General features: G+C 65.8%; 21 protein-coding genes and 4 tRNA genes. 3 read left to right on the top strand and 22 right to left on the bottom strand.

Annotation, left to right across the window (positions count from 1 at the left end; translation table 11 throughout):
• The 6 genes from ACXU4B_RS14295 to ACXU4B_RS14270 form a co-directional block, all read right to left on the bottom strand.
• On the bottom strand, positions 1-123 hold a 123-nt coding region (locus tag ACXU4B_RS14295), incomplete at its 3' end, for a GTP-binding protein (RefSeq protein ID WP_415253061.1).
• A gap of 66 nt (positions 124-189) precedes the next feature.
• A tRNA-Thr gene (locus tag ACXU4B_RS14290) sits at positions 190-265 on the bottom strand.
• 33 nt (positions 266-298) lie between these two features.
• Positions 299-372, bottom strand: a tRNA-Gly gene (locus ACXU4B_RS14285).
• A gap of 30 nt (positions 373-402) precedes the next feature.
• Positions 403-488: transfer RNA gene (locus ACXU4B_RS14280), tRNA-Tyr, on the bottom strand.
• Positions 489-592: 104 nt separating this feature from the next.
• Entirely contained in the window at positions 593-1,081 is a 489-nt protein-coding gene (locus ACXU4B_RS14275; protein WP_131411412.1) for an acyl-CoA thioesterase, read from the bottom strand.
• Between the two features lie 98 nt (positions 1,082-1,179).
• Complete coding sequence (locus ACXU4B_RS14270; protein WP_240734127.1) at positions 1,180-1,725, bottom strand: GNAT family N-acetyltransferase; 546 nt, start codon at positions 1,723-1,725, stop codon at positions 1,180-1,182.
• A gap of 55 nt (positions 1,726-1,780) precedes the next feature.
• Between ACXU4B_RS14270 and ACXU4B_RS14265 the strand changes: the two genes are divergently transcribed.
• Both ACXU4B_RS14265 and ACXU4B_RS14260 read left to right on the top strand, forming a co-directional pair.
• The gene (locus ACXU4B_RS14265) at positions 1,781-4,117 is read left to right on the top strand and encodes a SpoIIE family protein phosphatase (RefSeq protein WP_131411414.1); all 2,337 of its coding nucleotides are present in this window, start codon (positions 1,781-1,783) and stop codon (positions 4,115-4,117) included.
• A complete protein-coding gene (locus ACXU4B_RS14260; protein WP_131411416.1) occupies positions 4,095-4,487 on the top strand; it encodes an STAS domain-containing protein in 393 nt (130 codons plus the stop codon). The genes ACXU4B_RS14265 and ACXU4B_RS14260 overlap by 23 nt, the downstream gene beginning before the upstream one ends.
• 82 nt (positions 4,488-4,569) lie before the next feature.
• On the opposite strand, the gene ACXU4B_RS14255 is transcribed toward ACXU4B_RS14260, so the two are convergent.
• The 16 genes from ACXU4B_RS14255 to ACXU4B_RS14180 all read right to left on the bottom strand — a co-directional run bounded on the left by ACXU4B_RS14255 (position 4,570) and on the right by ACXU4B_RS14180 (position 24,613).
• Positions 4,570-8,667 (bottom strand): ATP-binding protein, encoded by a 4,098-nt coding sequence (locus tag ACXU4B_RS14255; RefSeq protein WP_458910893.1) that lies wholly within the window; start codon positions 8,665-8,667, stop codon positions 4,570-4,572.
• 244 nt (positions 8,668-8,911) lie between these two features.
• Positions 8,912-9,580 (bottom strand): response regulator transcription factor, encoded by a 669-nt coding sequence (locus ACXU4B_RS14250; RefSeq protein ID WP_240734128.1) that lies wholly within the window; start codon positions 9,578-9,580, stop codon positions 8,912-8,914.
• Between the two features lie 255 nt (positions 9,581-9,835).
• A complete protein-coding gene (locus ACXU4B_RS14245; RefSeq protein ID WP_131411420.1) occupies positions 9,836-10,066 on the bottom strand; it encodes a hypothetical protein in 231 nt (76 codons plus the stop codon).
• A 164-nt stretch (positions 10,067-10,230) separates the two neighbouring features.
• Positions 10,231-10,983, bottom strand: a complete 753-nt coding sequence (locus tag ACXU4B_RS14240) for a fimbrial biogenesis chaperone (protein ID WP_131411422.1) — start codon at positions 10,981-10,983, stop codon at positions 10,231-10,233.
• Positions 10,973-12,490 (bottom strand): fimbrial protein, encoded by a 1,518-nt coding sequence (locus ACXU4B_RS14235; protein WP_131411424.1) that lies wholly within the window; start codon positions 12,488-12,490, stop codon positions 10,973-10,975. Before ACXU4B_RS14235 ends, ACXU4B_RS14240 begins: the two co-directional genes overlap by 11 nt.
• A complete protein-coding gene (locus ACXU4B_RS14230; protein WP_458910890.1) occupies positions 12,487-15,156 on the bottom strand; it encodes a fimbria/pilus outer membrane usher protein in 2,670 nt (889 codons plus the stop codon). Before ACXU4B_RS14230 ends, ACXU4B_RS14235 begins: the two co-directional genes overlap by 4 nt.
• A gap of 67 nt (positions 15,157-15,223) precedes the next feature.
• Positions 15,224-15,916: a fimbrial biogenesis chaperone gene (locus ACXU4B_RS14225; protein WP_458910889.1), complete on the bottom strand. Its 693-nt coding sequence runs from the start codon at positions 15,914-15,916 to the stop codon at positions 15,224-15,226.
• A 246-nt stretch (positions 15,917-16,162) separates the two neighbouring features.
• Positions 16,163-16,741, bottom strand: coding sequence for a fimbrial protein (locus ACXU4B_RS14220; protein WP_131411426.1), 579 nt, complete (start codon positions 16,739-16,741; stop codon positions 16,163-16,165).
• Between the two features lie 437 nt (positions 16,742-17,178).
• Positions 17,179-18,270 carry a redox-regulated ATPase YchF gene (gene ychF / locus ACXU4B_RS14215; RefSeq protein ID WP_131411428.1) on the bottom strand — a complete coding sequence of 364 codons (1,092 nt, stop codon included), beginning with the start codon at positions 18,268-18,270 and terminating at the stop codon, positions 17,179-17,181.
• A gap of 72 nt (positions 18,271-18,342) precedes the next feature.
• On the bottom strand, positions 18,343-18,963 hold the full coding sequence (gene pth, locus ACXU4B_RS14210) for an aminoacyl-tRNA hydrolase (RefSeq protein WP_131411430.1): 621 nt from the start codon (positions 18,961-18,963) through the stop codon (positions 18,343-18,345).
• Positions 18,964-19,017: 54 nt separating this feature from the next.
• A complete protein-coding gene (locus ACXU4B_RS14205) occupies positions 19,018-19,662 on the bottom strand; it encodes a 50S ribosomal protein L25/general stress protein Ctc (protein WP_131411432.1) in 645 nt (214 codons plus the stop codon).
• Positions 19,663-19,771: 109 nt separating this feature from the next.
• Positions 19,772-20,710 (bottom strand): ribose-phosphate diphosphokinase, encoded by a 939-nt coding sequence (locus tag ACXU4B_RS14200; RefSeq protein ID WP_131412810.1) that lies wholly within the window; start codon positions 20,708-20,710, stop codon positions 19,772-19,774.
• 53 nt (positions 20,711-20,763) lie between these two features.
• Positions 20,764-20,840, bottom strand: a tRNA-Gln gene (locus ACXU4B_RS14195).
• Between the two features lie 20 nt (positions 20,841-20,860).
• Complete coding sequence (gene ispE / locus ACXU4B_RS14190; protein ID WP_131411434.1) at positions 20,861-22,255, bottom strand: 4-(cytidine 5'-diphospho)-2-C-methyl-D-erythritol kinase; 1,395 nt, start codon at positions 22,253-22,255, stop codon at positions 20,861-20,863.
• 61 nt (positions 22,256-22,316) lie between these two features.
• Positions 22,317-22,931, bottom strand: a complete 615-nt coding sequence (gene lolB / locus ACXU4B_RS14185; protein ID WP_131411436.1) for a lipoprotein insertase outer membrane protein LolB — start codon at positions 22,929-22,931, stop codon at positions 22,317-22,319.
• Positions 22,928-24,613, bottom strand: coding sequence for a tetratricopeptide repeat protein (locus tag ACXU4B_RS14180; protein WP_131412812.1), 1,686 nt, complete (start codon positions 24,611-24,613; stop codon positions 22,928-22,930). Before ACXU4B_RS14180 ends, lolB begins: the two co-directional genes overlap by 4 nt.
• Before the next feature lie 162 nt (positions 24,614-24,775).
• Here ACXU4B_RS14180 and hemA point away from each other — a divergent pair, with 162 nt between their 5' ends.
• Positions 24,776-26,056 carry a glutamyl-tRNA reductase gene (gene hemA / locus ACXU4B_RS14175; protein ID WP_131411438.1) on the top strand — a complete coding sequence of 427 codons (1,281 nt, stop codon included), beginning with the start codon at positions 24,776-24,778 and terminating at the stop codon, positions 26,054-26,056.
• The last annotated feature ends 1 nt before the right edge of the window (position 26,057 follow it).

Below are 26,057 nucleotides of genomic sequence, written 5' to 3'. Positions count from 1 at the left end.
ACCGAAACGCTCGGCGCCAACCTTCGTCAGCGCGGCCGTCAGCGTCGTCTTGCCGTGGTCCACGTGACCAATCGTGCCGACGTTGACGTGCGGCTTGGTGCGTTCGAATTTACCCTTTGCCATACGCCTAAAACCCCGATGGAGTCAAATGATGAGAGTGGAAGCGATAACCCGCGGACCGCGGTGAGATGGTGCTCATGACTGGAATCGAACCAGCGACCTCTTCCTTACCAAGGAAGTGCTCTACCGACTGAGCTACATGAGCACGAAACACACGAAACACCTGAGACGACTTCAATGGAGCGGGAGACGGGAATCGAACCCGCACCATCAGCTTGGAAGGCTGAGGTTCTACCATTGAACTACTCCCGCCTGGATGAATCAGCCTTCGCGGAAATCGTCTGGTGGAGGGAGGTGGATTCGAACCACCGAAGGCGTAAGCCAGCAGATTTACAGTCTGCCCCCGTTGGCCGCTTGGGTATCCCTCCAACAAAGAACGGCTATTGTGTGGATCAGACCCCGGACTGTCAACACCCGTACGTTGAAAAATTGGCGGTTTCCGGCAAATTTTTCGCCGCCCGCCGAAGCCGCCCTAGATGGTTTCGGCAGCGCGCGTGTCGACCAGTTGCTCCATCTCCCGGGACAGCTCCATCAGCTTCATGGCCTGCTCCTGCAGGCGCTTCTCGCCATCGTCCAGCGGCTGCCAGGTGGGCACCGCAGTCGGCTTGCCGTCGGGGGCGTCCAGCGCCACGAAGACCATCACGCAGCTCGTCGCCAGGTGATGCTCGTCCTTGCGCAGATCCCGGGCCATCACGTCCACCGCCATGTGCATGCTGGAGCGTCCGGTGTGGATCAGGCGGGCGCGCACCGTGACCAGATCGCCGATGAGGATGGGTGCCACGAACTGGATGCCGCTGACCGAGGCCGTCACGCAATACGCACCGCTCCAGGCCACGGCACAGGCGTATCCGGCCTGGTCGATCCACTTCATCACCATGCCGCCGTGCACCTTGCCGCCGAAGTTGACGTCGGCCGGTTGGGCGAGGAACCGAAAACTCACTTCACGCTGCTTGCCGGGCATGGTCCAGGTACTCCGCTCGATGCTGATCAACAGTCGCGATTATGCGCCCTCGGCCAGCATGCGGGGTTCGACGCATCTGGCATGCGCAGACCCCAACGTCAGGCAGGGTGACGCTCCTGCCGCTGCCGATCGACCCGGTAGATCATCGGCACGCTGACGATCGGGCCGGGCGCCGGCCTGGCCCGGGCATTGGGCTCAAAGCCCAGCCGCAAGTAGACGGGAACGGCACCGAGGGCTGCATTCAAGGTGAAATAACGCGTGCCGGCCCGGCGCACGCTGTCGCGCAGGAGGCGCTGCCACAGCCGCCGCGCAATGCCGCGCCCTTGATAGCGGGTGCCGACGAACAGCTGGAACACATGGCTGTCTTCGCGGATGGCGGTCACGCCGGCCAGCACCCCGTCGACAAAGGCCAGGTGAAAGCGCTGCCCATCGTCCATCTTGCGCCGGATGGCTTTGGCGGACATGCCGGCCAGGATCAGGACAGCTGCCTCCGGCGGCTGCTCGGGAAGGACCCAGCGTCGAACCACCCGCCGCGCCAGCACCCCGATGGCGCGTGCGTCGGCGGGGTGCGCCAGGCGGATGTGCAGGCCAGCTTCCATCGCGACGATCTGATCACGCCGACCACCGTAGAACAAGCAGGCCATCGGCGCGGCCAGGCGGCGCCGCGAGGCGAGATGGCTTCATCGACAGGGGGATTGCATGGTCTTGCGCAGCATCGCTTCGCGGCTGTCCCTATGGGTCCTCGCCGGCGCCGCCCTGGTGCTGGCCGTGGCCGGCGGCTTGCTGTTCTATCAGGTCAGCGCCCAGATATTGCAGCAGTCCCATGACGAGGCGACTGCCCTGGCCAGCGAGGCCGGCAACCGCATCGAGCAGCGCCTCGCGCGGGTCGCCGACACGACCCGGATCCTGGCCGCCGTGATCGAACCGCGACCGGACGACGCCGAACGGATGCTCCGCCAGGCCATGGCGCAGGACGGCGATCTTTCGGGTCTGGCGGCCGTTTTCGTGCCCACGGCAACGGATGCCCTCGCCTCACCCTTCGTCAGCCGCCTCGATGATGGCTCGCTGGCCAGCCGCGACATGCGCAGAGATCCCCGGCCGTACTGGGAAGCCAGCTGGTTCCTGGCCGGACTGAGTTGCCGGCAAGGCTGCTGGCAGCGGCACTTCTATTCGCAATCGCGCAAGCGTGAGCTGATCAATTTCTCCGTGGCCCTGGCAAGCGACGGCCGCCCCATGGGCCTGGTCAACGCCGACGTCACCCTGGACTGGTTGAACAGCACGCTGCAGGCGCTCAAGAAACCGCCAGGTGCCTACGCGTTCGTACTGGACGAAGGCGGCGCCTACCTCGCCCACGACAACCCGGCCATGGTCGGCCAGCGCGGCGGACCGGGCCTGCTGGCGGCGCTGGCGCAACATGATGCGGCCCGCGTGCGCCTGGCGGTGGCCCAGAACCCAAAGGCCAAGGGCAAGCCCGTGTGGATCTACTTCGTGCCCATCGAAGGGACGCACTGGCGATTCGGCCTGGCCGTGCCGGAGGAGATGATCTACGCCGGCGTGCGCGAGACCTTCATCGACGGTCTCGCCCTGGGCCTGCCGGCCCTGCTGGCTTTGGCCGTGACGATCCTGCTCATCACCCGCCGCACCCTGGCGCCTCTGGCCACCCTCACCGAACGCGCCGAACAGGTGGCCCGGGGCGCACTGACCTTTGAATTGCCTGCGGTGGGACGCCCCGACGAAGTCGGCCGGCTGACGCTCGCGTTCGACCGCATGCGTACCGAGCTGGCGCTGCACCTGGCTGAGCTGACCCGCCATGCCCGCGAGCAGCAACGCCTCGCCAGTGAACTTGAGATTGCCCACCAGATCCAGACGGCACTCCTGCCGGCCGAGCACTATGTCGACGCCCACTGCCGGAATTTCGAACTGCATGCGCTGCTGCGGCCAGCGCGCGCCGTGGGCGGCGACTTCTACAGCTACTTCATGCTCGATGAGCAGCGCTTCTGCGTGATGGTCGGGGACGTCTCGGACAAGGGCATTCCGGCCGCGCTGTTCATGGCGCGAACCATCACCCTGGCCAAGGCGCTGGCGCCGCGCGCACGATCGCCCCAGCAACTGCTCGCGGCACTCAACCGCGAACTCTGCCGCAACAACGACAGCTGCATGTTCGTCAGCGTCCTGTGCGGCATGCTCGACACCGCCAACGGCGAGCTTGTCATGGCCAGCGCGGGGCATGAACCACCGGTGCTCTGCGATGCCCTTGGCGCACGGCTGATCGAACTGGAAACCGGCGCCGCCCTGGGGCTGCATGAGGACGCCAGCTATCCGCCGCAATCCAGCCGCCTGCAGGCAGGCCAGACCCTGCTGATGTATACCGACGGCATTACCGAGGCGACCGACACGACCTTGCAGATGTACGGGACGGAGCGCATGTTGGCTTGCCTGTCGCAGCTGCCTTCGCGCAGCGCGGCCAACCTGGCCGACGGACTGCTTGCCGAGGTGGATCGCTTCGCCGCCGACGCGGGTCAGGCCGACGACATCACCGTGCTCGCGTTGAGCTGGCATCATGCCCTCAACGAGGGGAACCTGCCCATGCTGGACCTGACCATCCACGCGTCGATCGACCATGTGTTCGATACCCTGGAGCGCTGCGACGCTTCGCTGCGCGCCAACGGCGTAGCGCCCGGCCTGCGCGAGGATATCCGGCTCGTGCTGGAGGAGCTCATGGTCAACATGGTGCATCACGGTCGCCTGCACGATGCCGGCGATTCGATCGACCTGCACATGCGCCTGACCGATGGCCTGCTCATGATCGACCTCGACCACGACGGGCGGCCGTTCGACCCGCTGCAGGCACCGGCGCCGACGCTCACCGGCGACATCGCCGACCCCGACGAAGTCGGTGGCCTGGGCATCCACCTGATTCGCGCGATGGCCGGCGAACTGAGCTACAGCCACGACGAGCAAGGCAATCACCTGCAGCTACGCTTTCTCCACCCCGCACGCACGGAGTCCCGCCATGACGCTCAACCTGAGCACTGAAAGCGAGTCCCCCCAGCGCATCACCCTGAAACTGCATGGTCGACTCGATGCACAGACCTTTGGCGAATTCGACCACGCCGTACTGGACGTGCTACCCCGCGTGCGCGACGGCGGTACGGTGGTACTGGATCTTTCCGCGCTGGAGTACATCAGCAGCGCCGGACTGCGCAGCATCGCCAGGATCCGCAAGAGCATGCGCGCCCGCGGCGGGCATACGTTGCTGCTGAACCCGCAACCGCAGGTTCGCAAGGTGTTCGATATCGTGAAGGCCGTACCGGTGGCCGAAGTCTTCGCCAACGTCGAGGAGCTGGACTCGTATCTGGACCATATCCAGCGCCGCATCATGGAAGGTCCCATCGACGATTACTGAGCGGGTTCCTCGGACCGGACGGGCCGCAGGGTGAACCGCCCTGATCGCCCGGATCCCAAGGCGGTAGCCCAGCAGGCAATCGTCAGTGACTGTCGCGAACCGGGCCCGCACGTCCCGACGCGCGGGCGTTCAGCTGCGACAGGTGCTGGGCGGCAAGAAACAGGTGCTCCTGGATCCGCGCGCGTCGTTGCCTGACCGTCAGCCCGACCGAGTCGGCGATGCCCTCGGTGACACCCACCGCCGCAATGGCACCCTCCACCCGATGAAGCAGATAGTGCTGTCGCGCGGCATCGGCATCGTCATCCAGGCGATCGAACTCGGCCAGATCCTGCGAGCAGCTCTTCAGCAGTTCCCTGAGCAATTGCTCCTGCCATCCGGTGTCCTCGTGGCCGTCAGGCAGCTTTGCGTCGAAATCCCCACGCGTTCCGGCCGGGCGCGAACGAGGTGCGTGGAGCAGGATCTTGTTCGCGAGCTCCGACAAGCGCATGGGCTTCGCCAGGAAGTCGTCCATGCCGGCATCCTTGCACTTCTGCACCTGCTCGGGCAGGGCACTCGCGGACAGGGCAACGATGGCCAGATGGACGTCCGCCCGCTCGCGTGCGCGGATGGTTCGCGCCAGCGCAAAGCCGTCCATGTTCGGCATGTGGCAATCGGTCAACAGCAGGTCGAACGTCTGGCCCTCCAACGCATCCAATGCCTGTTCGCCATCCTCCACGATGCTGTATTGGCAACCGAGCACCTGCATCTGGCGATCGATCAGGGCGCGGTTGATCGGATGATCTTCGGCGACCAGTACGCGTATGTCAGCATCGACGCGGCATGCATGCTCGCCGGGCTCGGCCAGGTGCGAGTCGTCGACGCCAAGCGCGGCACAGCAGCCCTCGCGCAGCGCGCGCCAGAGCAGCGGATTGCCACGCACCGCGGGCAGGCCGCTGCCGTCGCCGCTGTCGTTGACCAACAGGCAACGGATACCGGCTTCGACCGCGCCGCGGGCCTGCACGCGGTCATCAGTGATCATGAAGTCGACCTGGCAGTCGGTGGAGGCCACCTTCACTTCAAACCCCAGGGCCCCAAGGTAACCTTCGAGTTCTTGAACGAGCAGCGTGTCGCGGCAACGCAAGTGCACGGCCGTTCCGTCGAAAAGCGGCCATCCACGCGGGGCGGCTTCGACGGGAAGAGGCACGGACAAGATGGCCTCCGTCCCCCTGCCTTCTTCGCTCTCCAGGCGCAGGTCGCCCCCCATCAGTTGCGCGAGGCTGCGGCTGATGGCCAAGCCCAGGCCAGTACCGCCAAAGCGCCGGACGGTGGATTCTTCGGCCTGCGTGAAGGGGCTGAAGAGGCGCGCCAGGTTGGCCTTCCTGATGCCGATGCCGGTGTCACGGACGGACATCCGCACGTGCTGGAGCCCGGCAGAAGCCTCGTCTACCCGCACGCGAAGCGTGATGCTGCCCTCTTCGGTGAACTTGATCGCGTTGCTCATCAGGTTGGAGACGATCTGGCGCAGACGCGCCTCGTCGCCCACCACCAGAGGCGCCAGGGAGGCATCCACGATGCAATACAGGCGCAGGCCCTTCTCGATGGCACGAATGGAGAACAGGCCGCAGATGCTGTCGAACGTTCTCCTCGGATCGAACGCCACCGACTCGATGACCAGCTTCCTGGCATCGATGCGGGAATAATCGAGGATGTCGTCCAGGATGAGCAGCAAACCCTTGGCCGACTCCTGCGCCATGTCGACCATTTGCAGCTGCTCGCGATCCAGCCGCGTATGGGTCAGCAGCTCGATCATGCCAAGCACGCCTGCCATGGGCGTGCGAATCTCATGGCTCATGGCGGCAAGGAACGCCCCCTTGGCTTCGGTTGCTGCCTCAGCCCGCCTCCTCGCCTCGATCAGCGCTTCGCTTTGTTCATGCACTCGCGTCGTGTCGATCCAGTAGCCGCTCCATTCGACATCGCCGCCAGGCAGCTGCCGCGGCGTGCCGCCTTCGGTTTGCAGCCATCGCCACTGGCCCTTGACCAGCAGGCGGAAGTCGAAGGCCGGCATGGCCTTGCGCGAGCGCGCCGCGGCGTTGACCTTGTCGGTGACGAGCGGCTGGTCATCGGGGTGCACCAGCGCAAACAGCGCCGGTTCGTTGTCGACGATCTCGTTTGCCGACATCCCCAGTGAAGTCACCGTTTTGCCCGCCACGTAGGTGAACTTCCGGGAGCCGTCGGGCGAGATGCGCAACTGGAAGACGGGCGCGGGCATGGTGCGGGTGATGTCGGACAGGCGCTGCTCGGAGGCGCGGGCGCGCGCCTCGGCACTGCGAATCTCGCTGACGTCGACCACCGTGCCGAGCAGCCTGGGCCCGCTTCGCGACGTCAAGGCGTCCATCCATACGATCACGCTGCGCATGTCGCCGTCGCCAGGGGCGTCATGGAGTTGAACTTCTTCCCTGGAGCCGATGCCGGTGCTCAGCACGTCGGCGTCCTTGCGCTCCAGTTCGGCAAGATCGTGGTCCGCGAGATGCATCGTCTCGGTCAGTCGCTTGCCCATGAGGTCTCGACGATTGCAATGGAAGAACGACTCGTAGGCGCTGTTGACGGCCACATAGCGAGCGTCGGCGTCCTTGACGAAAACCGGATAGGGAAGACGCTCCAGCAGCGCCGCCTGGAAGTCCAGTTGCTTGGCGAGCGCCTGTTCGGCCGCCACCTGCGCCCGCAGCGCCCGCTTCAGTCGCATGAAAGCGATGCCGCCCGTCAGCAGGAGCAACGCGGCTCCGAGTGAGCCTGCGACGACCCACTGCCAGGGCACGCCATAGTGATATTCCGTCGTCAGCCAGCGCCCGCGTATGGCCTGCCGCTCGCCCTGCTCCATCGAGTTCAGGACGCCGTTGATCATCGGCAGCAAAGCGGCGAATTTCGGCCGTACGCCAATCGCCAGGCCCATATCCACGCCGGCCGGACCGACCACGCGCAGCTCGCTGGGGTAACGACTGCGAATGAGATAGTCCACCGCGGGAAGCGTGCCGATGTAGGCATCTGCTTTCCGCTCGGCCACCAGGGAAAGCCCCGCCTCGTTGTTGCCCACGGGACGGAACGTGGCATTGCCGATCACGTGCCGCGCCTGCGCCATCATCGAGGATTCGTCACGGATCGCCACGGCGCGCCGGTCCAGATCACCGGGGTCGGCAATGGGCGGGCCATCCGTCCGTGTCACGATCACGCCCGGAAAATTCTCGTAGGACTGGGTGAACGACATGTCGCTGTCCGCCACATCGCCCTCACCGACCGCTGCCACCAGGTCCACGCGTCCCGACTTGATCATCGCCTGCAGGCTGTCCCAGTCGTCAGCCCGGACGTACTCGAAACGCAGGCCCAGGCGCTGCTCGATCGCGCGCAGATAGTCGGCCGCCAGGCCATCGAAGCGCCCTGCGCTGTCCACGAAGGTGTAGGGGTAGCGGTCCACTTCGAAACCCACCCGCAAGGGCGGCAACTGGCCCAGCCAGTGCCGCTGCTCATCCGAGAGTGGCTGGACGTTATTGCGGACAAACTTCCCGGCGCTCTGCACACCCCAGTGCTCTCTTATCCGGGCACGTTCGCTGTCGGTGATGCCTGATTCCGCCTTGCGCAGGATCTGCGTGAGCATGCCGTTGTCCTTGCGCACGGCAGGCGCAAGCTCCATCGGCGCCAGTCCCGAGGAAGCGAGCATGGCCAGATCCCTCGTCGGGCGACGCAACAGCAGGGCCGTGGCGCGCACACCCAGGCCGACATAAGCATCGGCCCGGCCGTCAGCCACCAAGTCCAGCGCCTCGTTGGCGTCATCCGCAAGCAACAGACGGATGCCGGGATGGTAGTGCGCAAGCAAGGCAATGCCCCGCTGGTACCTCCGCTCGACTGCCACCCGCGAACCTGTCAGGTCCTGGATGCCATGAATGCTGTGGTTGTCGCGCCGGACGACGATGGCCGGCTGATCCGTCAGGATGGATCGCAACATGTTGAAGTTCGACAGCCGGTCCGGCGTCACCGGCTGGGCCAGCAGCATGTCGAAGGGAATGTCGCCGTTCGGGGCGAAAGCAACGGACTCCCAACTCGAGTAGGGCCGAAACTCGAGGCGCAAGCCGGCCCGGCTCGCAAGCAGCCTCGCGTAGTCCACGGCCAGGCCTTGCGGCCTTCCGGCGGACCAGGCCTCCACGGGCATGTGGTCGCCCGCAAAAACGCCGACGCGAATGACGGGATGCCCGCGGCGCCAGGCCTCTTCATCCGAATTCAGTGCAAGCGACAGCGGCTCCTGGGCCATGGACACGCCCAGGCACTTGAGGAGGATCAGCACCGAAACGAGCACGATCCGGGCAGAACGAAGGCAACCGTAACGATTCATGGCCAGGCCAAGTCATGTAGTCATCAACATCGACGGCAGCTGCCGACCGGACGCCGCCACCCGATCAGTTGAGCAGCCCGTTCGCCCGCGCGTACTCGTGGAGCTGCTTGTCATTCTCCAGGCCCAGCTTGCGCATGGCGTCGCGCTTTTGCTGGCTGATCGTGGTCAGCGAGCGATGCGTTTGCTTCGCGATTTCGGAAACCGTATGGCCGCGCGCGATCAGGCGGACGACCTCCACCTCGCGCGTCGACAACGAGCGTCCGTCACTGGCGGCCAGGGACTGTTCGTGCATTTGCTGGCGGATGCGTTCACTCAGGTAGATGCGACCGGCCCGGATGGCCGTCATGGCCAGGTTCAACTCCCTGGTCATCGCCGCCTTGTCGACCACGCCCCGCACGCCACGGGCCAACATGCCCTGGACCAGCGCGAGATTGTCCAGCATGGTGAGCACCAGCACGGCCACCTCGGGATGCCGCTCGTGCAGGTGCCGCAGCATGGTCAAGCCGTCCTCCATGGCAGGGGAGTCGGCCATGGAAAAAAAGTCGGTAATGACCAGGTCGCACGCCACACTGCCGACCAACGCCAGCACCTCGGTGCCGTTGGTGGCCTCGCCGACAATCTCGACCCTTGCACCATGGCCTGCCAGCAGCGCCTTCAGGCCAAGCAGAACGACCGGATGATCATCCGCAATAATGACGCGCATACCCCACCCCGCTGAACCACCTTCGACCACTGAAACGGCGGCTGCACGCGCGGCGTCTCCCTGTGCCTACCCATGCGGCCACCATTGTTTGGCGCCCCGCCGCAACCAGGTCCCGCGCCGACTCGCGCGTCACCGGTACTGCTAGCAAAATTCAGATTAAAGACGTGTGAGGGGGTTTTCCGCTGAAGCGGTGAACGCGTAGCCGGCCCTTCACGCCAACGTTTTCTCCACCAGGAACCGGACTGCCAGGGCGCTCCTGCGGCCCACTGCCTCGCCTGGATTCGATCAGCGACCATGCCGACCTGCGTCGCCGGCGGGAACCCCGAGATGGCAGGCATCGTCGTCGGCGATCACAACCTTGGTCTCGCGACCGCTCTGCTCGGCCTCGCGCTCAGCGAGGGCATTGGCGAGCTCCACCGCATCGATGAATGCACCTCGATATCCCTGGGTCCGGCTCAGCCTGACCACCACCCAGCCGTACTCGGCGGACCGGAGTACCTGATACTCGACTGACATGCCACTCCTCACTCAGTCCGTGCCTCACAGCCCAGAGTAGGTTCCTGGATGCGCCACATCCATCGGATTTGTCCGATTGTTGGGTCGGGCTTCCAGGCGCGCTCAATCAGCATGGCGAGCCACGCATGAAGCCGGGAGGGGCAGGATGGCTACTCCGATGGCAGTCACTGCAGCTGTGCCTGCCCGGTCTGCGCATTGCCATCGTCATCCAGCCAAACGAAACGCACTTTCCCATTCACCGCCGCTGGCTGCGCGCGGGGATCGACAGGCAGGTCGAGGCCAGCGAACGGCGGTACCAGGCCGCCTGGAATGGCTAGCGGCGATGGGCCGTTGCCCAGCCCGACGGTGGTCAGCGTGAAGTAATACGGGGTCGGATTGTCGACGTGCAGCTGCTCGCCCGCAGCGTCCTTGCGCAGGCCAAATCGCAGCTGGCTCACGGCCTGGTCGGGCGACACGGGCAAGTTTTTCGGACGGTAAAACACCTTCATCTGCGTGCGCATCGTCACCAACACGCGTGGCTGCTCCGGCGACGTCATTTTGCCGCTGTCGCTGGGCGGCACCTCGTAGATATTGAGCCAGTACAGCGACTCGCGATCGGCCGGCAACGCGTCGCCGGTGAAAACCAGGCGCAGCGTCTGGTGCTCGGCCGGCAACATGCGAAACATCGGCGGCAGCGGCATGATCGGTGCCACGGCCTTGTCCGGCGTGGAGTCCAGCGCGCCGTTGTCGATCCAGGTCTGGACCATCACCGGGTAGCCATTGAGATTGACCAACCGGAGGGAGGTTTCGCTGGCACCAGCGGGGAAGATCACTCGCGTTCGTTCCGCGGTGACCCCGGCCTGCGCGACGGCCCCGAAGAGCAATCCGCCGGCACAAAGCAGGCCACACAGCGAGCGGCGCCAGCGCCTACTGGACACGGATCAGCACCTGGGCCGTGGCATAAACCTTCCCGGGGGTCACCGTCTCGCCGGTAGCGGCCGGGAGCTTGACCAGCTTGGCCTGGAAGGTCTCGCTGTAGTTGTTGCCCCCAAGACTGGTAGTGGCAACATCCACCAGCTTGTACCAGCCGGCGTTGTTCGCGGTGGTGTCGGTTACCTTGCTCGCATTGCCGGCGGTGTTGTCCACGCTCAACAAATTGATCGCACTGCTATTGCGCAGAATCTGGATGCCGACACCTCTGGCTATGCCGTTATTGACGCCGGCGGCCGGGTACTGGTCCGAGAGCAGGTAGGTCAGCCCGGTGCTGCCACCGACCTTGAGACTGGAAAAACGCTGCGCTGCCGCCACGGCACCAACAGATGGGAGGAAGCCCACCGTCGTGCCCGAGCTCGTCGTGCAGACTGCAGCATTGTTATAGCTCCAGGTGCCGCATGAGCCGCTGCCCGCGGTGTCCGCCCAGGTGGTATTGGTGATGGCACCGGTCTGGCAATTGAAGTTGAGCGTGAAGTTTTGCGTATTGCTGCCGCCGCTGTTCAGCGCAGCCACGGTGGTCGATGGGAAGACCACCACGGGCGTGACGCTGGTGACTGCGCAGGTGGACTGCCGACGAAGCTTCACGTAGTCGTAAAGGTCCACCATGCCCGGCCAGGACGTCCCGTAGCCCGGGCTGCCGTCATTCATGGACGTGCCACCGTTGATGGGCGCCGTCATGCCCGGGCCGGAGAAGGCGACATACCCCAATGCATAGCCGGAGGGGTACGTGTTCACGCCGCTGTAGCTGTATGGCTGCGGATGACCAGAAACGTCGGTGCCCTGGGAACCCGATGCCACGCTGCTGCCGTTGTCGGTGCGGATCAGCTCGACCTGGATCGCGGTGAAGTTTTTCGCCTTGACGAGCAGGTATCCCTTGGAGTCCTTGTCCAGGTTGTTCAGTGCGCGCGCATTCCACTTGAGCTGAAAGTAGCTGCCAGAGCTGAGGTTGGTGATGCGGATGCCGACGTTGGTCCAGTTGGTGTAATAGACGCCGGTCATGCCGGGCACGGAAAAGTACTCCGTATAGCGCTCATTGCCGTGAATGGCATACATCTCATACATGCTGCTGGCGTCAGCCGCCTGGCAACGGAACAGGATCTGGTTCGGGTCGTAGCCGGGCATATTGCCCCACTGGGAAAACGGGGCCGTGCCGGAGGCAATGACTGTCCCAATGGGCTGGACGCTTGTGCTATTGGGCGCAGTGACGACACCTGGCAGCCCCAATGGGCCACCCTTGCCGGTCCCGCCCGTGTCGCTCCAGTTTCTGACGACGCCGTCGGTACCGGTCAGGTTGTAGTAGGTGCCGCTTGGAATGTCGTACTGCGACGCTCCCGTGACCTTGTTGCAGGTTGCCCAGGCGCCCGGTGCCAGCAGTACAGCGGCGGCAACGAGCGCGCGGCACAGCCGACGCATGAGGCGTACGTTTCGCGGGTATATCGTGGTCGGAATCATGGCATTGCCTGTGTGCCGGCAGGAGCGGCGCTGCAGATGGCGTTCAGTCGGATCAAGGGCTGCTTGCCGCTGAAGCCTTTCAGGTCGTAGGGCAGCCGGCAGGTCTTGTCGGGTGTATCGCCCCACTGCACGGTCAGCTGTCCTTTGCTACCGGCAGCGCGGGCGTACAGTTGACCGCCCTGACCGACGACGCCGACGGTGGCACCCTGGTGGTCCCGCACCAGGGCACCCAGCGGCAGCGGCGAACCGTCGCCTTGCCAGGCCTTGATCAGCAGGGCATGACCGGCAAGCGTCTTGAAGGTCACCTTTACTGCGGCGCCGGCGTACGGCGCAACCTGGCGTTCGGAGTCCACCAGCTCGGCCTGGTTGTCGATGCCGGTCGAGTCGAGCCCGACCGGGTTGTATCGATAGGGCGTCAGCGACGGCACCAGCGCATAGCCGAAGCGGTCGACGCGCGCGCCCTGCCCGCCGCGCACTTGGGCGCCACTGGCCCCCTTGGCCTCGATCAGCGCAAACGTATCGCCCAGATAAGGGCCAAACGTGACGCCACCGCTGTGCGCCACCACGGCACCGCGTGCACTCGCGCTGGCCGTCCGGTAGTTGTCACCCTGAGAGTAGCTGGCACCCAGTGATACCGACGGCCATTGCTGCTGCACCGTGCCGCCCCAGTCCGTGGTCTGGCCCCGCGCATCACGGCTGGCGTTGAGGCTGTAGCTCAACGTGCGACTTTCACCCAGCGTCCCGCTCATGCCGGCCTGATAGGCATCACCATGATCGTCACCGGAGCGGCGGGAGGCGAATCCGGAGAAATCGGGCGCATTCCGGCTGCTGCCCAGCGGCACCGAAGCGCTGAGCATCACCAGGTTGTCGTTGACGATGGTCCGATTGACCACATGGGTGATGTAGCTGGGTACTTGCCCGTCGTCGTACAGCGGCGCGTTGTAGTGGGTCGAGCGCTGCTTGTTGTACGAAAGGTTGTATGAGATGCCATGCCAGGTATTGGAGTACCCGAACTGCATCTGCGTGTCGCGACTGCTGCCGTCGTAGTAGTCGGCCGTCGAGCCGGATACGTAGACATTGCCGTAGCGCCCCATCGACTGATTCACCGCTACGGTGAACTGGTTGCGCTGATGGTAGGTCGTCGAATGCCAGGCCGTGCCCTTGCCGGCGGCAGCACGCATGCCGAGCACGTCGGGAAGGTCGCGGAAGCCACTGGTCGAATAGCGATAGCCCGCCAGCGACAGCGTCGTATCCGTGGGCTGGAAGGTGCGGCTGTAACTGCCCTCCATGCGCCAGCCTTGTTTGTGCTGGTTCTCTTCCGCGGTGGCGCTGGAAGCGGTGACATTGAGTCCGAACGCACCCACCTGGTCGGTCAGCACGCCACCGGCGAGTATCGCGGCGTAGCCACTTGCCAGGCGCAAGCCTGCGTTGGCGGTGACGCGATTGCTGATGCCGCGCTGATAGGTGAAATCGCCAAACACGTCATGGCCGTCGCCGTAATAGCGGGCCTGGCCCACCGTCGCGCTATAGCGCGACTGGCCCGGGCGCATCGACGTGGGCACCGCGGCAAACGGCACGGTGAAGGTGGACACCTGGCCGTTGTCGCCAATGACGCTGACATCCAGATCGCCCTGCGAGCTGGCGCCGCCGATGTCGTTGATCGCGAATGGCCCCGGCGCTACCGTGGTCTCGTAGATCACGTGACCGTTCTGGCTCACCACCACACGGGCATTGGTGGCGGCAACGCCGCGCACTTGCGGTGCATAGCCACGCATCGAGTCCGGCAACATGCGGTCGTCGGTCGACAGCGAGACGCCACGATAGGCCATGCTGCTGAACAGATTGCCCGCCGTGAAGCTGTCGCCGACGGTCAACTCGCTACGCCAGTCTGGCAATGCGCGTTGCGCGTAAGTGCGCACCGCGTCGTAGCCCGAGTCGCTGTGCCCGGCGTAATTCGAATAGTGATAGCTGCCCTGCTGGCGCAACTGCCACCGGCCCAGGTTGAAACCCGCGTCCACGCCGACGTAAGCGTAATCGCTGGGCGCGGAGCTCGGCCCGGTCATGGTCGAGCGGTAGTAGCTGGCGTTGTAGTTGAGATACAGCATGCTGCTACCGGCATCCCACTCCGCCGGACTGACGTAGCCGCGCGGCCGGCTCTCCATCAGCGACTGGGGGATGGACAAGTCGAGGCGCAGGCTGGCCATGTCCAGCTTGTAGGTACTGCCGGCCACGCGCGCGTCCAGCGGCATGCAGCGCGGCTGATCGTCCGGCGCATGCGCGTCCGGCCTGGGGCCATCGCTTGCTGCAGCGGCCAGGCTTTCGGGCTTGATGCGCGCATCTTCCACCAGGAAACGATCACTCAGGCAGGGAACGACCCGCCCGGATTTTTCCAGCGCGCGGAACTCGACCGGCATGCGTCGGATGATGGCGCCATTGACGAATACGTCGACGCTGTACCGGCCCGGATCGACCTGATCGGCCCGGTCGAAGCGGGAAACCTGTCCGCCGCCAAAGTGGCTGCCCAGCAACAGGTCGTCGTCAAAGTGATAGTCGGGGGCGGGGTCTACCGTAGCGCCTTCGACGGCGCCGTCGACCACGGGCGCGCCCTCGGCATGGACCATGGCCGTGGAAGACAGCAATAGCCCGCTGACGACGGACAGCGCCAAAGGCTTGCGGCGAGCGAATGCACCGTCAGATCGCTCTCGCTTCGATGTGCGGATGCCCTGTCCCATGTCAGCGCACCACATCGCGATTCACGTCGACTTGTGCGCCGAAATCGTTCACCAGCTTGCAGTGGACGGTTGCCGTCCCTTCCGCGAATTCGGTCGCTCTCTCGACGGCCCAGCGGGAGCTGGAGTCCGGAGGCAGCATCTCGGTATGCAACGGATAGTCCTTGCCACCCACCGCGAGCGTGCAAGCTGCGACCGAAGCGTAGTAACCCGTCGGATTCCTCGCCTCCACCGCCCATCCCGCCGCGGCCTTCTGCAGCTGGAACTGCAGCTTCCCGGGCAGGTCTTCTGGCTTGCCCGGGATATTCCTGGGTCGATAGAACAGCTTCAGGCGATTGCGCAACATCACCAGCAGCTGGTTCTGGTCCTTGTTCGCCTGGCTGATCGGAGGGATCTGCAGCACGTTCAGATAGAACAGCGACTCCCGGTCCTGCGGCAGGCCTTGCCCGGTAAATACGATGCGCAGGCTTTGCCCGGCCTTCGGTTCAAGGCGCGCCATCGGGGGCGTAACGACGAACGGCGCATCGGCCGAATCAGGCGTTGAATCGGGATTGTTGACGTCGATCCATGCCTGCACGACGTTGGGGAAGGCATCCTCGTTGGTCAGCTGTACCGACTTCTCCCGATCCCCACCGGGATAGATCACGCGGGTGCCGGTGATCACCACGCTTGCAGACGCGGGCGCAATGGCCGCCATCCATGGACACAACAAGACTACGGCTAGTAGTTTCCTGGTGAAGCTGGACAACGGACGCATAAGACACCTGGACATGTGCAGCGAATCGACGTTCGAAATGGCTGGCCCTGACGGCCGCCCAATCGACAGCCATGACTGCTCCGATCCGCACGCGATCTGCGTGCGGATGGAGGTTGTGCGAGCGAGCGACCTGGGGGTGTGGATCGACGCGCGGGCCTGCGCGTCGACCACACGGGTGGGCATGACTTACTGGTAGGTAATCGCGTACTGCGTGGCACCAATCACCTTGCCCGCCGTCGCACCACCGGGCACCGAGATGTACTGCACGCCATAGTTGTGCGTGCCGGAGGCTGCGCCACCCAGGTTGATACCCTGGCCAGCCACGTTCCAGCCTGCGTACACATTGGCCGCACCGGCGCTGAGGCTGATCGGGGTGCCGCCCACGCTGTCCATCAGCTGCAGGGCCACGTTGGTCGCGCCACCGGCTGCCGTGTTGGACAGGTTGCCGTTGGCATCGACGCTCACGCCCTGGAAGCGCGCCAGCACGGTCTGCTGCACCGAGGCGGTGTTGCAGCCGGTCACGCCGAGCGTGAAGGGCGTGGCGCCAGCCGTCGAATTGGCGCCGGCCAGCGTGGCGGCGGTCACGGTGGGCAGCGCCACCGTCGCATTGCCGCTGACGCCATTGATGGTGGCCGAGCAGGTCTGGTCCGTGACCATGCCCTGGAAGGTGATGGTGCCGAGGGCCGGATCGCCGGTTGCGGCGGACGCCGCGAGCGGGGCTGCAACGATCGCCAGGGCGAGGAGCTTCTTCAATCGGGAGTTCATAACGTTTCCTGTTTCAGGTGATATCGGGAAATGCACGACATGGAGCGAACTTGGTGATGCGGCCGCACATGCGAGGCGGAATCACGATTCCGACGTTTGCGTCGCAGGTGACTCGACGTCACGCAAGCCATTGCCAGCCGGCGTTGCAGATTGCCGACTGCCCAGCAACCACTGGGTCAGCCGACAGCAGCGCAAGTCCGTGCGAGCGCGGGCATCTTCAGTGAGCCGTTGGCGCCGAACCATCGGAGGTATCCGAAAGTGACGATCGCTTGCCAGCGCGCCTCGCGATCACGAGCCAAGCACGCCCGAGCCGGGCCGACGCATCCGTCCGGAGCGGTCCAGGAAACACAAAAAAAAGCCGCGCAAGAGCGCGGCTTTGGAAGTGCTATTTCTCGACGCCTGTGTTTCAGGAAGTACCCGGCAACACAGGACGCCGCTTAGACGTTGAACAGGAAGTGCAGCACGTCGCCATCCTTGACCACGTAGTCCTTGCCTTCCTTGCGCAAGCGACCCGCCGCGGCGGCGCCGGCTTCACCCTTGTACTGGATGAAGTCATCGTAGCTCACCGTCTCCGCGCGGATGAAGCCGCGCTCGAAGTCGGTATGGATCACGCCGGCTGCCTGCGGCGCGGTGAAGCCGCGCTTGATGGTCCAGGCGCGCACTTCCTTTACGCCGGCGGTGAAGTAGGTCTGCAGGTTGAGCAGCTTGTAACCGGCGCGGATGACGCGGTTGAGGCCCGGTTCGTCGAGGCCCAGATCCTTCAGAAATTCGTCGCGGTCGGCATCTTCCAGTTGCGACATCTCTTCTTCGATCGCAGCGCAAACCGGTACGACTTCGGCACCTTCGGTCACGGCGCGCGCGCGCACGGCATCCAGATGCGGATTGTTTTCGAAGCCGTCTTCGCGCACGTTGGCGATGTACATCAGCGGCTTGAGCGTGAGCAGGAACAGGTCGCGCACCAGCGCCTTTTCCTCCTCGTCCAGGCCGAGGCTGCGCGCGGACTTGCCTTCGTTGAGGCCGGCGGCGAGCTTCTGCAGCACCGGCTTCTTGGCCACGGCTTCCTTGTCATTGGCCTTGGCGGCGCGCTCGGCGCGGTTCAATGCCTTCTCGACGGAATCCAGGTCGGCCAGTGCCAATTCCGTATCGATGGTTTCGATATCGGCGATGGGGTCGATCTTGCCGGCCACGTGGATGATGTCCGTGTGCTCGAAGCAGCGCACCACATGGGTGATCGCGTCCACTTCGCGGATGTGCGCGAGGAACTTGTTGCCCAGGCCCTCGCCTTTCGACGCGCCCGCCACCAGGCCCGCGATGTCGACGAACTCGACGGCGGTCGGAATGACCTTCTGCGGATTGACGATGTCCGACAGCGCCTGCAGGCGCAGGTCCGGCACGGGCACCACGCCCACGTTCGGCTCGATCGTGCAGAACGGGAAGTTGGCCGCGGCGATGCCTGCTTTGGTCAGCGCGTTGAACAGGGTGGACTTGCCGACGTTAGGCAGGCCGACGATGCCGCATTTGATGCCCATGGGGACTCCGGGAAAACGGGTAACAGGGAAGGTGGAACAGGCGGCGCGAAAACGGGAGTCAGGCAGCGGCGATCAGCCGGGCACCTTGCTTCCGTTGCCACGCTCGCCGTTCGCCCCTCCCGGGGTATGTAGTTGTTGCATGGCCTTGTCGAACTGGCCGTCAACCGCCAGCGGCAGCACGTCGAGTGCGCGCGCGATGCCATCGACGATGGCGTCCTCGTCCTTCGCGGACGGGCGGCCGAGCACCCACGGCGTCACCTTGTCCTTGTGGCCAGGATGACCGATGCCGACGCGCAGGCGATGGAATTTGGCATGACCCAGGTGCGCCACGATGTCGCGCAGGCCGTTCTGTCCGCCGTGGCCGCCGTCGAATTTCATGCGCACGGTGCCGGCGTCCAGATCCAGCTCGTCATGCGCCACCAGACACTCTTCCGGCTCGATCTTGTAATAGCGCAGCGCCGAGACCACGGCGATGCCGCTCTTGTTCATGAAGGTGGCAGGTTTGAGCAGCCAGACCGGCGAGCCGCCGATGCGGACCTTGCAGGTCTCGCCATGCAGCTTGCCGTCGAATCCGAAGCGCTCGCCCTGCCCTGACGCCAGGGCGTCAACAAACCAGAACCCGGCGTTGTGCCGGGTTCGGAGGTATTCGGCACCGGGATTGCCCAGTCCGACGATGAGGCGCAGACCCGCCATAAGACCGCAAGCACGCTTGCGGTCCGCGCCCGGGCGGGCGCGGACCGCAGCGACTTACTTCTTGGGAGCCTCGGGGGCCGGAGCGGCCTCGCCCTCGGCCGGAGCGGCGTCGACTTCTTCCTTCACCGTGTTGGCGGTGACGACGGCGATGTCGTGGTCCGCACCCAGGTGCAGCGAGACGATTTCCACGCCCTTGGGCAGCTTCAGCTGCGACAGGTGGACGATGTCGCCCGGCTTCAGGTCGACCAGGTCGAGTTCGATGAACTCCGGCAGGTCCTTCGGCAGGCAGGAGACTTCCACTTCCGTCAGGTTGTGCGAGATCACCACGCCAGCGGTCTTGCCGGCAGCCGACTTCTCCTGGTTGAGGAAGTGCACCGGCACGTTGACGCGCAGGACGGCGTTTTCATCGACGCGCTGGAAGTCCATGTGCAGCATCTGCAGCTTGAACGGGTGCTTCTGCCAGTCACGCACCAGCACCTTCTGCACCTTGCCGTCGACGTTCAGGTCGAGCACGGACGAGAAGAACCACTCGTTCTTGGCGGCGAGCAGGATCGTGTTGTGCTCGATCTGGATGCTCTCCGGAGCCGAACCGGCGCCGTAGACAACGGCAGGCACAAAGCCGGCATGACGCAGGCGGCGGCTCGCACCTTTCCCCTCGTCCTTGCGGCCCTGAGCCTTGATTTCGTGAGTCGTAGCCATGTTGGTATTGCCTTTCAGTAGTTGAGCTGCCTCGCGGCAGTCATGGTGACTCCCCCGCGACCAGAGGAGTCATGCAATGGCGACGGACAACGCGTCCGCCGCCATTAAATCAATCGATGTACAGCGAGCTCACCGACTCGCCAAAGGCGATGCGGCGGATCGTTTCCGCCAGCAGCTCGGCGACCGAGAGCTGGCGGATCTTGCTGCACGAGGCGATGTCCGGCCGCAGCGGCAAGGTATTGGTGACCACCAGCTGGTCGAGCTGGGAGCCCTCGATGTTGCTCAGCGCCGCACCCGACAACACCGGATGCACGCAGTACGCCACGACCTTGCGTGCGCCGCGCTCCTTGAGAGCTGCAGCGGCCGCGCAGAGCGTGCCGGCGGTGTCGACGATGTCGTCCACCAGCACGCAGGTCTTGCCGTCCACCTCGCCGATGATGTTCATCACCGTGGCGACGTTCGCCTTCGGACGGCGCTTGTCGATGATCGCCAGGTCGGCGTCATCGAGGCGCTTGGCCATGGCGCGGGCACGCACCACGCCGCCGACGTCCGGGCTGACCACGATCAGGTCGTCCATGCTGTGGTTGCGCCAGATGTCCGCCAGCAGCACCGGCGAGGCATAGACGTTGTCCACCGGGATGTCGAAGAAGCCCTGGATCTGGTCGGCATGCAGGTCGACGGTGAGCACGCGGTCGACACCGGCCGTGCCGATCAGCTTGGCCGCCAGCTTCGCCGTGATCGGCACGCGCGCCGAGCGCGGGCGGCGATCCTGGCGGGCGTAGCCGAAGTACGGCATCACCGCCGTGACGCTGGCTGCCGAGGCGCGCTTGAGCGCATCGACCAGGGTCAGCAGCTCGAACAGGTTTTCCGCGCTCGGCGCGCCGGTCGGCTGCAGCACGAACACTTCCTGGCGGCGGACGTTTTCCTCGATCTCGATCTGCGTCTCGCCGTCGCTGAAGCGACCGACCAGGGCCTTGCCCAGCGGCACGCCCAGTCGCTGGGCAACGTCCTCGGCGAGCGCACGATGCGCATTGCCGGTGAAGAGCATCGGACCAGACGTGTCGACTGTCATCTCTATTAAACCTGAGCCATTGTGTGGAATGGCTGGGGCGGCAGGATTCGAACCTGCGCATGCGGGAATCAAAATCCCGTGCCTTAACCAGCTTGGCGACGCCCCAGTATCACTTGGATTCTGTAGTTACCTGCCTGCCCCGTCGTCGCCGCGATGGCGCGCCAGGGCAAGCTGCAGCGGGGAAGTATCCACACCCATGGCCACATGGGCCGTGAACCTGGCGGGACACCGTTCCGCTATGGCCTCGGCGCGTTCCGGCGACTCCGTCTCCAGGAACACACACGCACCGCTGCCAGAAAGCTTCGCCCGGCCGAAGCCGCCGAGCCAGTCCAGCGCCGCGGCGACGCGCGGATGTCGCGCGCGAACCACCGGCGCGAACGCGTTCTCGACCGTTTCGCCCGAAGCAAAGGATGAAATTGTGGCGGGCGGGGCATTTCGTGTCAATTCAGGCGCTTGAAATAGCGCAGCGGTGGGCACGTGTTCGTGCGGGTCGAGCACCACATACCAGCGCTGCGGCAGGTCCAGCGGGGTCAGTTGCTCGCCCACGCCCTCGGCCCAGGCCGAACGGCCGCGCACGAACACCGGCACGTCGGCCCCCAGCCGGCCGCCGAGCCCGGCCAGGGTGTCCGCGTCCAGGCCCGTTCCCCACAAGCGGTTGAGCGCCACCAGCACGGTGGCCGCGTCGGAGCTTCCGCCGCCCAGGCCACCGCCCATCGGAATGCGCTTTTCCACCTCGATGTCGACGCCCAGGCCCGCCTGCGCATGGGGCTGGAGCAGGCGCGCCGCCCGCACCACCAGGTCGCTTTCGGCCGGTACGCCGGGAACGTCGGTCAGGCGGTGAACCTGGCCGTCCCGGCGGGGACGCAGGCGAATCTCGTCGCCCCAGTCCAGCAGCCGGAACACCGTCTGCAGGTCATGGTAGCCATCGGCTCGCCGCCCGGTGATACGCAGGAACAGGTTCAGCTTGGCCGGCGCCGGCCAGGCGGTCCAGTCATCGGGCACCGGTGGCGCCAGCGGCCTGCTCATGAACACGCGCAGGTCGTCCGGAAATCCGTTCTCGCGGTCGCGTTCGCGGGCGAAGTCGAAGGCGGGCAGGTGCTTGTCCACCGCGACGAAGCCATGCTTCGCATAGAACGGTGCATTCCACGGCACATCGGCCAGCGTACCCAGGTCGACCCGGTGGTAACCCGCCATGCGCGCCCAGCCGCAGGCGTGCTCGAGCAGCGCGGCACCGATGCCGCGGCGCCCGTGGGACGGCAACACGTCCATTTCGGCCACGCCGATGGCGCCGCCGCCCTCTTCCGCATCCAGCCACACGAACCCGACCGGCTCGCCCGAGCCGATCACAGCCACCCACACCAGGCCCCGCGCGATTGCGTCGCGCAGCAGCTCCGGTGGCACCGAGACGCGTCGATAGGAGGGCCAGGCACGGTGGCCACGAAACAGCTCGACGGCCGCGCGCTCGATGGCGCACAGGGCATCAACCTGATCGGGGCGGGCGCGCGTGATATGGAAAGTCATGAATATCGGTCTGGTCTGCCCTTGCCTGCCCTCGCCGGCGGCGAGAGGAAACACCACCCGGCTACTGGAAGCTCCACGATTCCACCGACAGCTTCACTTTGTACGGCGGATTCTCGGCAAAGACCTTGGTCGGCACGGCCGGCTGGCGCTGGGCGTCCCATCCCGGGTAGGCGACGTTCCAGCCGTCCTGGGTCAGCTGCGACGGCAGGCCGTCGGCGCCGAAGCTCAGCTCGGCCGGACCGCTGTCGGCGCGCAGGCCCAGCACCCAGGCGCGCAGGTCGCGCAACGGCACGTGCCAGCCCAGCGCCTTCTGCACCAGCGACTCGGCATCGGGGCTGCGCAGCGGGCCGCCATCCAGGCCTTCCAGCACGGCGCCTTCCGGTGTCACGTGCAGGCGGAAACTCTTGCTGCCGACCGGGCCGCGCACCACGAATTCGTAGCTCTCGCCGTCCTGGGTCCAGGTCAGCGTGCCGCTGCCACCGTCCTTGCCGTTGGAGACGCCGATCTTGCCCTGCAGTACCCAATGGTCGGCGCGGGCCAGCGCGTGTTCGCGGGCGCGCTGCTGATCAAGCAGGACGGACAGGTCGGCCTTGGGCGGCGCGGGACGCACGGCAGGCGCGCACGCGGCCAGCAGCAGCGGCAAGGCTGCCGCGAGGAGTCGAACGGGGAGCTTCATGGATTGAGGCGCTTGAGAGTGTTGTGGAGGCTGATGCTCTGCGGGTCGATCTTACGCACTTCATCGAACACGCGCCGCGCGTCTTCCGGGCGCCCCTGCTTCCACAGCACTTCGCCCAGGTGCACGCCCACGTCGGCGTCCTTGTGCACCGCCCAGGCGCCACGCAGGGTTTTCTCGGCCTGGTCCAGATGGCCCAGGCGGTACTGCAGCCAGCCCCAGGAATCCTGAATGGCCGGGTCGTCCGGCCGCGCCGCACGGGCGGCCTCGATCAGGCGCTGGGCTTCGGCAAGATCCCGGTTGGCGTCGGCGAGCGTGTAGCCGAGCGCATTGCTGGCATCGGTGTCGTCGGGCTTGAGTTCCAGCAGGCGACGCAGGTCGTTCACGGCGCGATCCACCTGACCCTCTTCCGCATAGGCGAGGCCGCGGCCGTACAGCAGGGCCGGGTCGTCGGGCACCACCTGCAGCGCACGACTGAAGGCGTGCTCGGCCAGCGCGTATTGCTGCCCGTTCATGTACAGCTCGGCGTCCACTTCGTAGGCCCGGCGCAGCAAGGCCGGCTGGTCGAGGTAGTCGGTCTGCATCTGCGCCAGCCGCTGGTGGGCCTCGGCGCTGCGACCCAGGTCCTGCAGCAGCACGGCGCTACGCAGGTCGGCGTCGAAGGCGTGCTCATCCTCGTCGGGTACGGCGTCGTACCACTTCAGGGCCTCTTCCTTGCGGTCGAGCATTTCGGCGAGCTGGCCCAGCAGGTAGGCGCTGCTGTCACGCACGTCCGGCGACGAACGCTGCAACTGGCCGTACAGGCGCGTCAGCGCCTTGGTGTCGTTGTTGCGCGCAGCCAGGGCAGCCCGCAGCGCGTAGGTATCGGCGTCCTGCGGACCGTTGTCGAGCATCCGCGCGGCGCCGGCGTAGTCACCGCTCTGGCCCAGCAGGGTCGCGTAGGCCAGGCGCAGCCGCGTGTTCTTTGGCGACTTGGCCAGCGCCTTGTCGAACAGCGCCTTGGCTCCCGCCTTGTCGCCGTCGTGGAATTTCATCTGGGCCTGCCAGGCATACGTCTCGGCGGTGCCGAAACGCTTCACCGCGCCCTCCGCGATCTGCTGCGCATACGCATGGCGGCCCAGCTTGTCGCCAAGCTCGCTCATCGCCAGCCAGGCCTGCGGATCGGCCGGCAAGCGTTGCGGCGTGGCCACGGCTTCCAGCAGCTGGGCAGCCTGGGCCGCATCGCGACTGCCCAGCAGCACGCGGCCGAACTGGCGCCAGGCGTCCGGGTCACCGGTGCCCACCAGCAGCACCAACTGGCGGCGCGCCTCGTCGGTGTCGCCCTGGCTCAGCGCCAGCTGGGCACGCGCCTGGGCCAGCGGCGCGGGCTTCGCGCCCAGCGACTGCCAGCGGACGATGGCGGCCTGCGCGGCCGGCACGTCGCGCACGGCCATGGCCACGGCGGCAGCCTGCTCGGCCACGCGCGGATCGTCCGAAAGCATCATGGCGCGGCTGTAATACGTCGACGCGGTCTTGAGATCAGTGTGGGTAAGCGCCATCTCGCCACCCAGCAGCTGGGCGACCAGGTCATGGCTTTCGTCGGGCGTGGCGACGACGATATGGTCCAACGGCTGGCTGGATGCGGCTGCCCCGCGCGGGGCGCTCCCCGGTACCGTGGCGCATCCGGCCAGTGCCAGCAGCACCATCCCGCTGACCGCAAAATGACGCAATTGCTTGAACTTGGACCACCTGCTCAGCACACTATTCTCCGCTCATCCGTCTGTGTCGGCCGCCGCCACTGTAGAACGGCCTGTGCTAAACCCTAGTTTACGCTGCCGGATGCTTCCTGCCTCGACTTGCCCCACACCATGACGCTGATCGCCCTAGGGCTCAATCACCTCACCGCGCCGGTCACCCTGCGCGAGCAAGTGGCATTCGATGCGGAGGCCACTGCGGCCGCCCTGCAGGCGCTCGCCCGTGAACCTGGCGTCGAGGAAGCGCTGATCCTGTCCACCTGCAACCGTACCGAACTTTATGTGAGCGTTGCGGCAGGGGCAGAGAGCGTCCCCCAGGCATGGCTCAGCCGTCATCACCAACTGACTGCGGGCAGGCTCGAGGAGTTCCTGTATCGGCACGATGAAGACGCTGCCGTGCGCCACATGTTCCGCGTCGCCACCGGCCTCGACTCGATGGTGCTGGGCGAGCCGCAGATCCTGGGCCAGGTGAAGGACGCCTACCAGCAGGCGCGCGATGCGCAGGCCTTGCGTGCGCCGATGGAGCGCCTGCTGCAGCACACGTTTGCCGTGGCCAAGCGCGTGCGTACCGATACCCGTATCGGCGCCCACACCGTCTCGGTGGCGTTCACGGCCGTACGCCTGGCCGAGCAGGTCTTCGCCGACCTGCGCGAGGCCTGCGTGCTGTTGATCGGCGCCGGCGACACCATCGAACTGGCCGCGCGCCACCTGGTCGACAAGCAGGTGCGCCGCCTGATCGTGGCCAACCGCACGCTGGAAAACGCGCAGGAACTGGCCAGTCGCCACGGCGGCTATGCGATTTCGCTGGCCGATCTCCCGCAGCACCTGGCCGATGCCGACATCGTCATCAGCTCCACCGCGGCCCGCCAGCCGGTGGTGACGCACGCCATGGTCGAGAAGGCCATCGTCACGCGCCGGCGCAAGCCGATGTTCCTGGTCGACATCGCCGTGCCGCGCGACATCGAGCCTTCGGTCGGCGACCTGGACGACGTGTTCCTCTACGGCATCGACGACCTGCGCCAGGTCATCGACGACAACCGCCGCTCGCGCGAGGCCGCAGCGCGCGAGGCCGACGCCATCATCGACCTGCAGGTGGACCGTTACATGGCCTGGCGCCGGGCGCTCACCGTGCGCAATCCGGCGCTGGACATGCGCCAGCACGCCGAGGTCTATCGCGACGAAGTGCTGGAGAAGGCGCGCGCCATGCTCGCCCGCGGCAAGTCGCCGGACGAGGCGCTGGCCTTCCTGGCCAACACGCTGACCAACAAGTTGCTGCACCACCCCAGCGCCCGCCTGCGCGAAGCGGCGCTCAGCGGCGACATGGACCTGTTGCACGCGGCCGGCCGCCTCTACGGCCTGGACGAAACGGGCGAGTTGCAGACGCGGGACGAGTAGC

Source organism: Dyella soli, assembly GCF_054482295.1.
The sequence above is the reverse complement of the archived record's forward strand: the minus strand, read 5'-3'. Positions and strand labels throughout refer to the sequence as shown.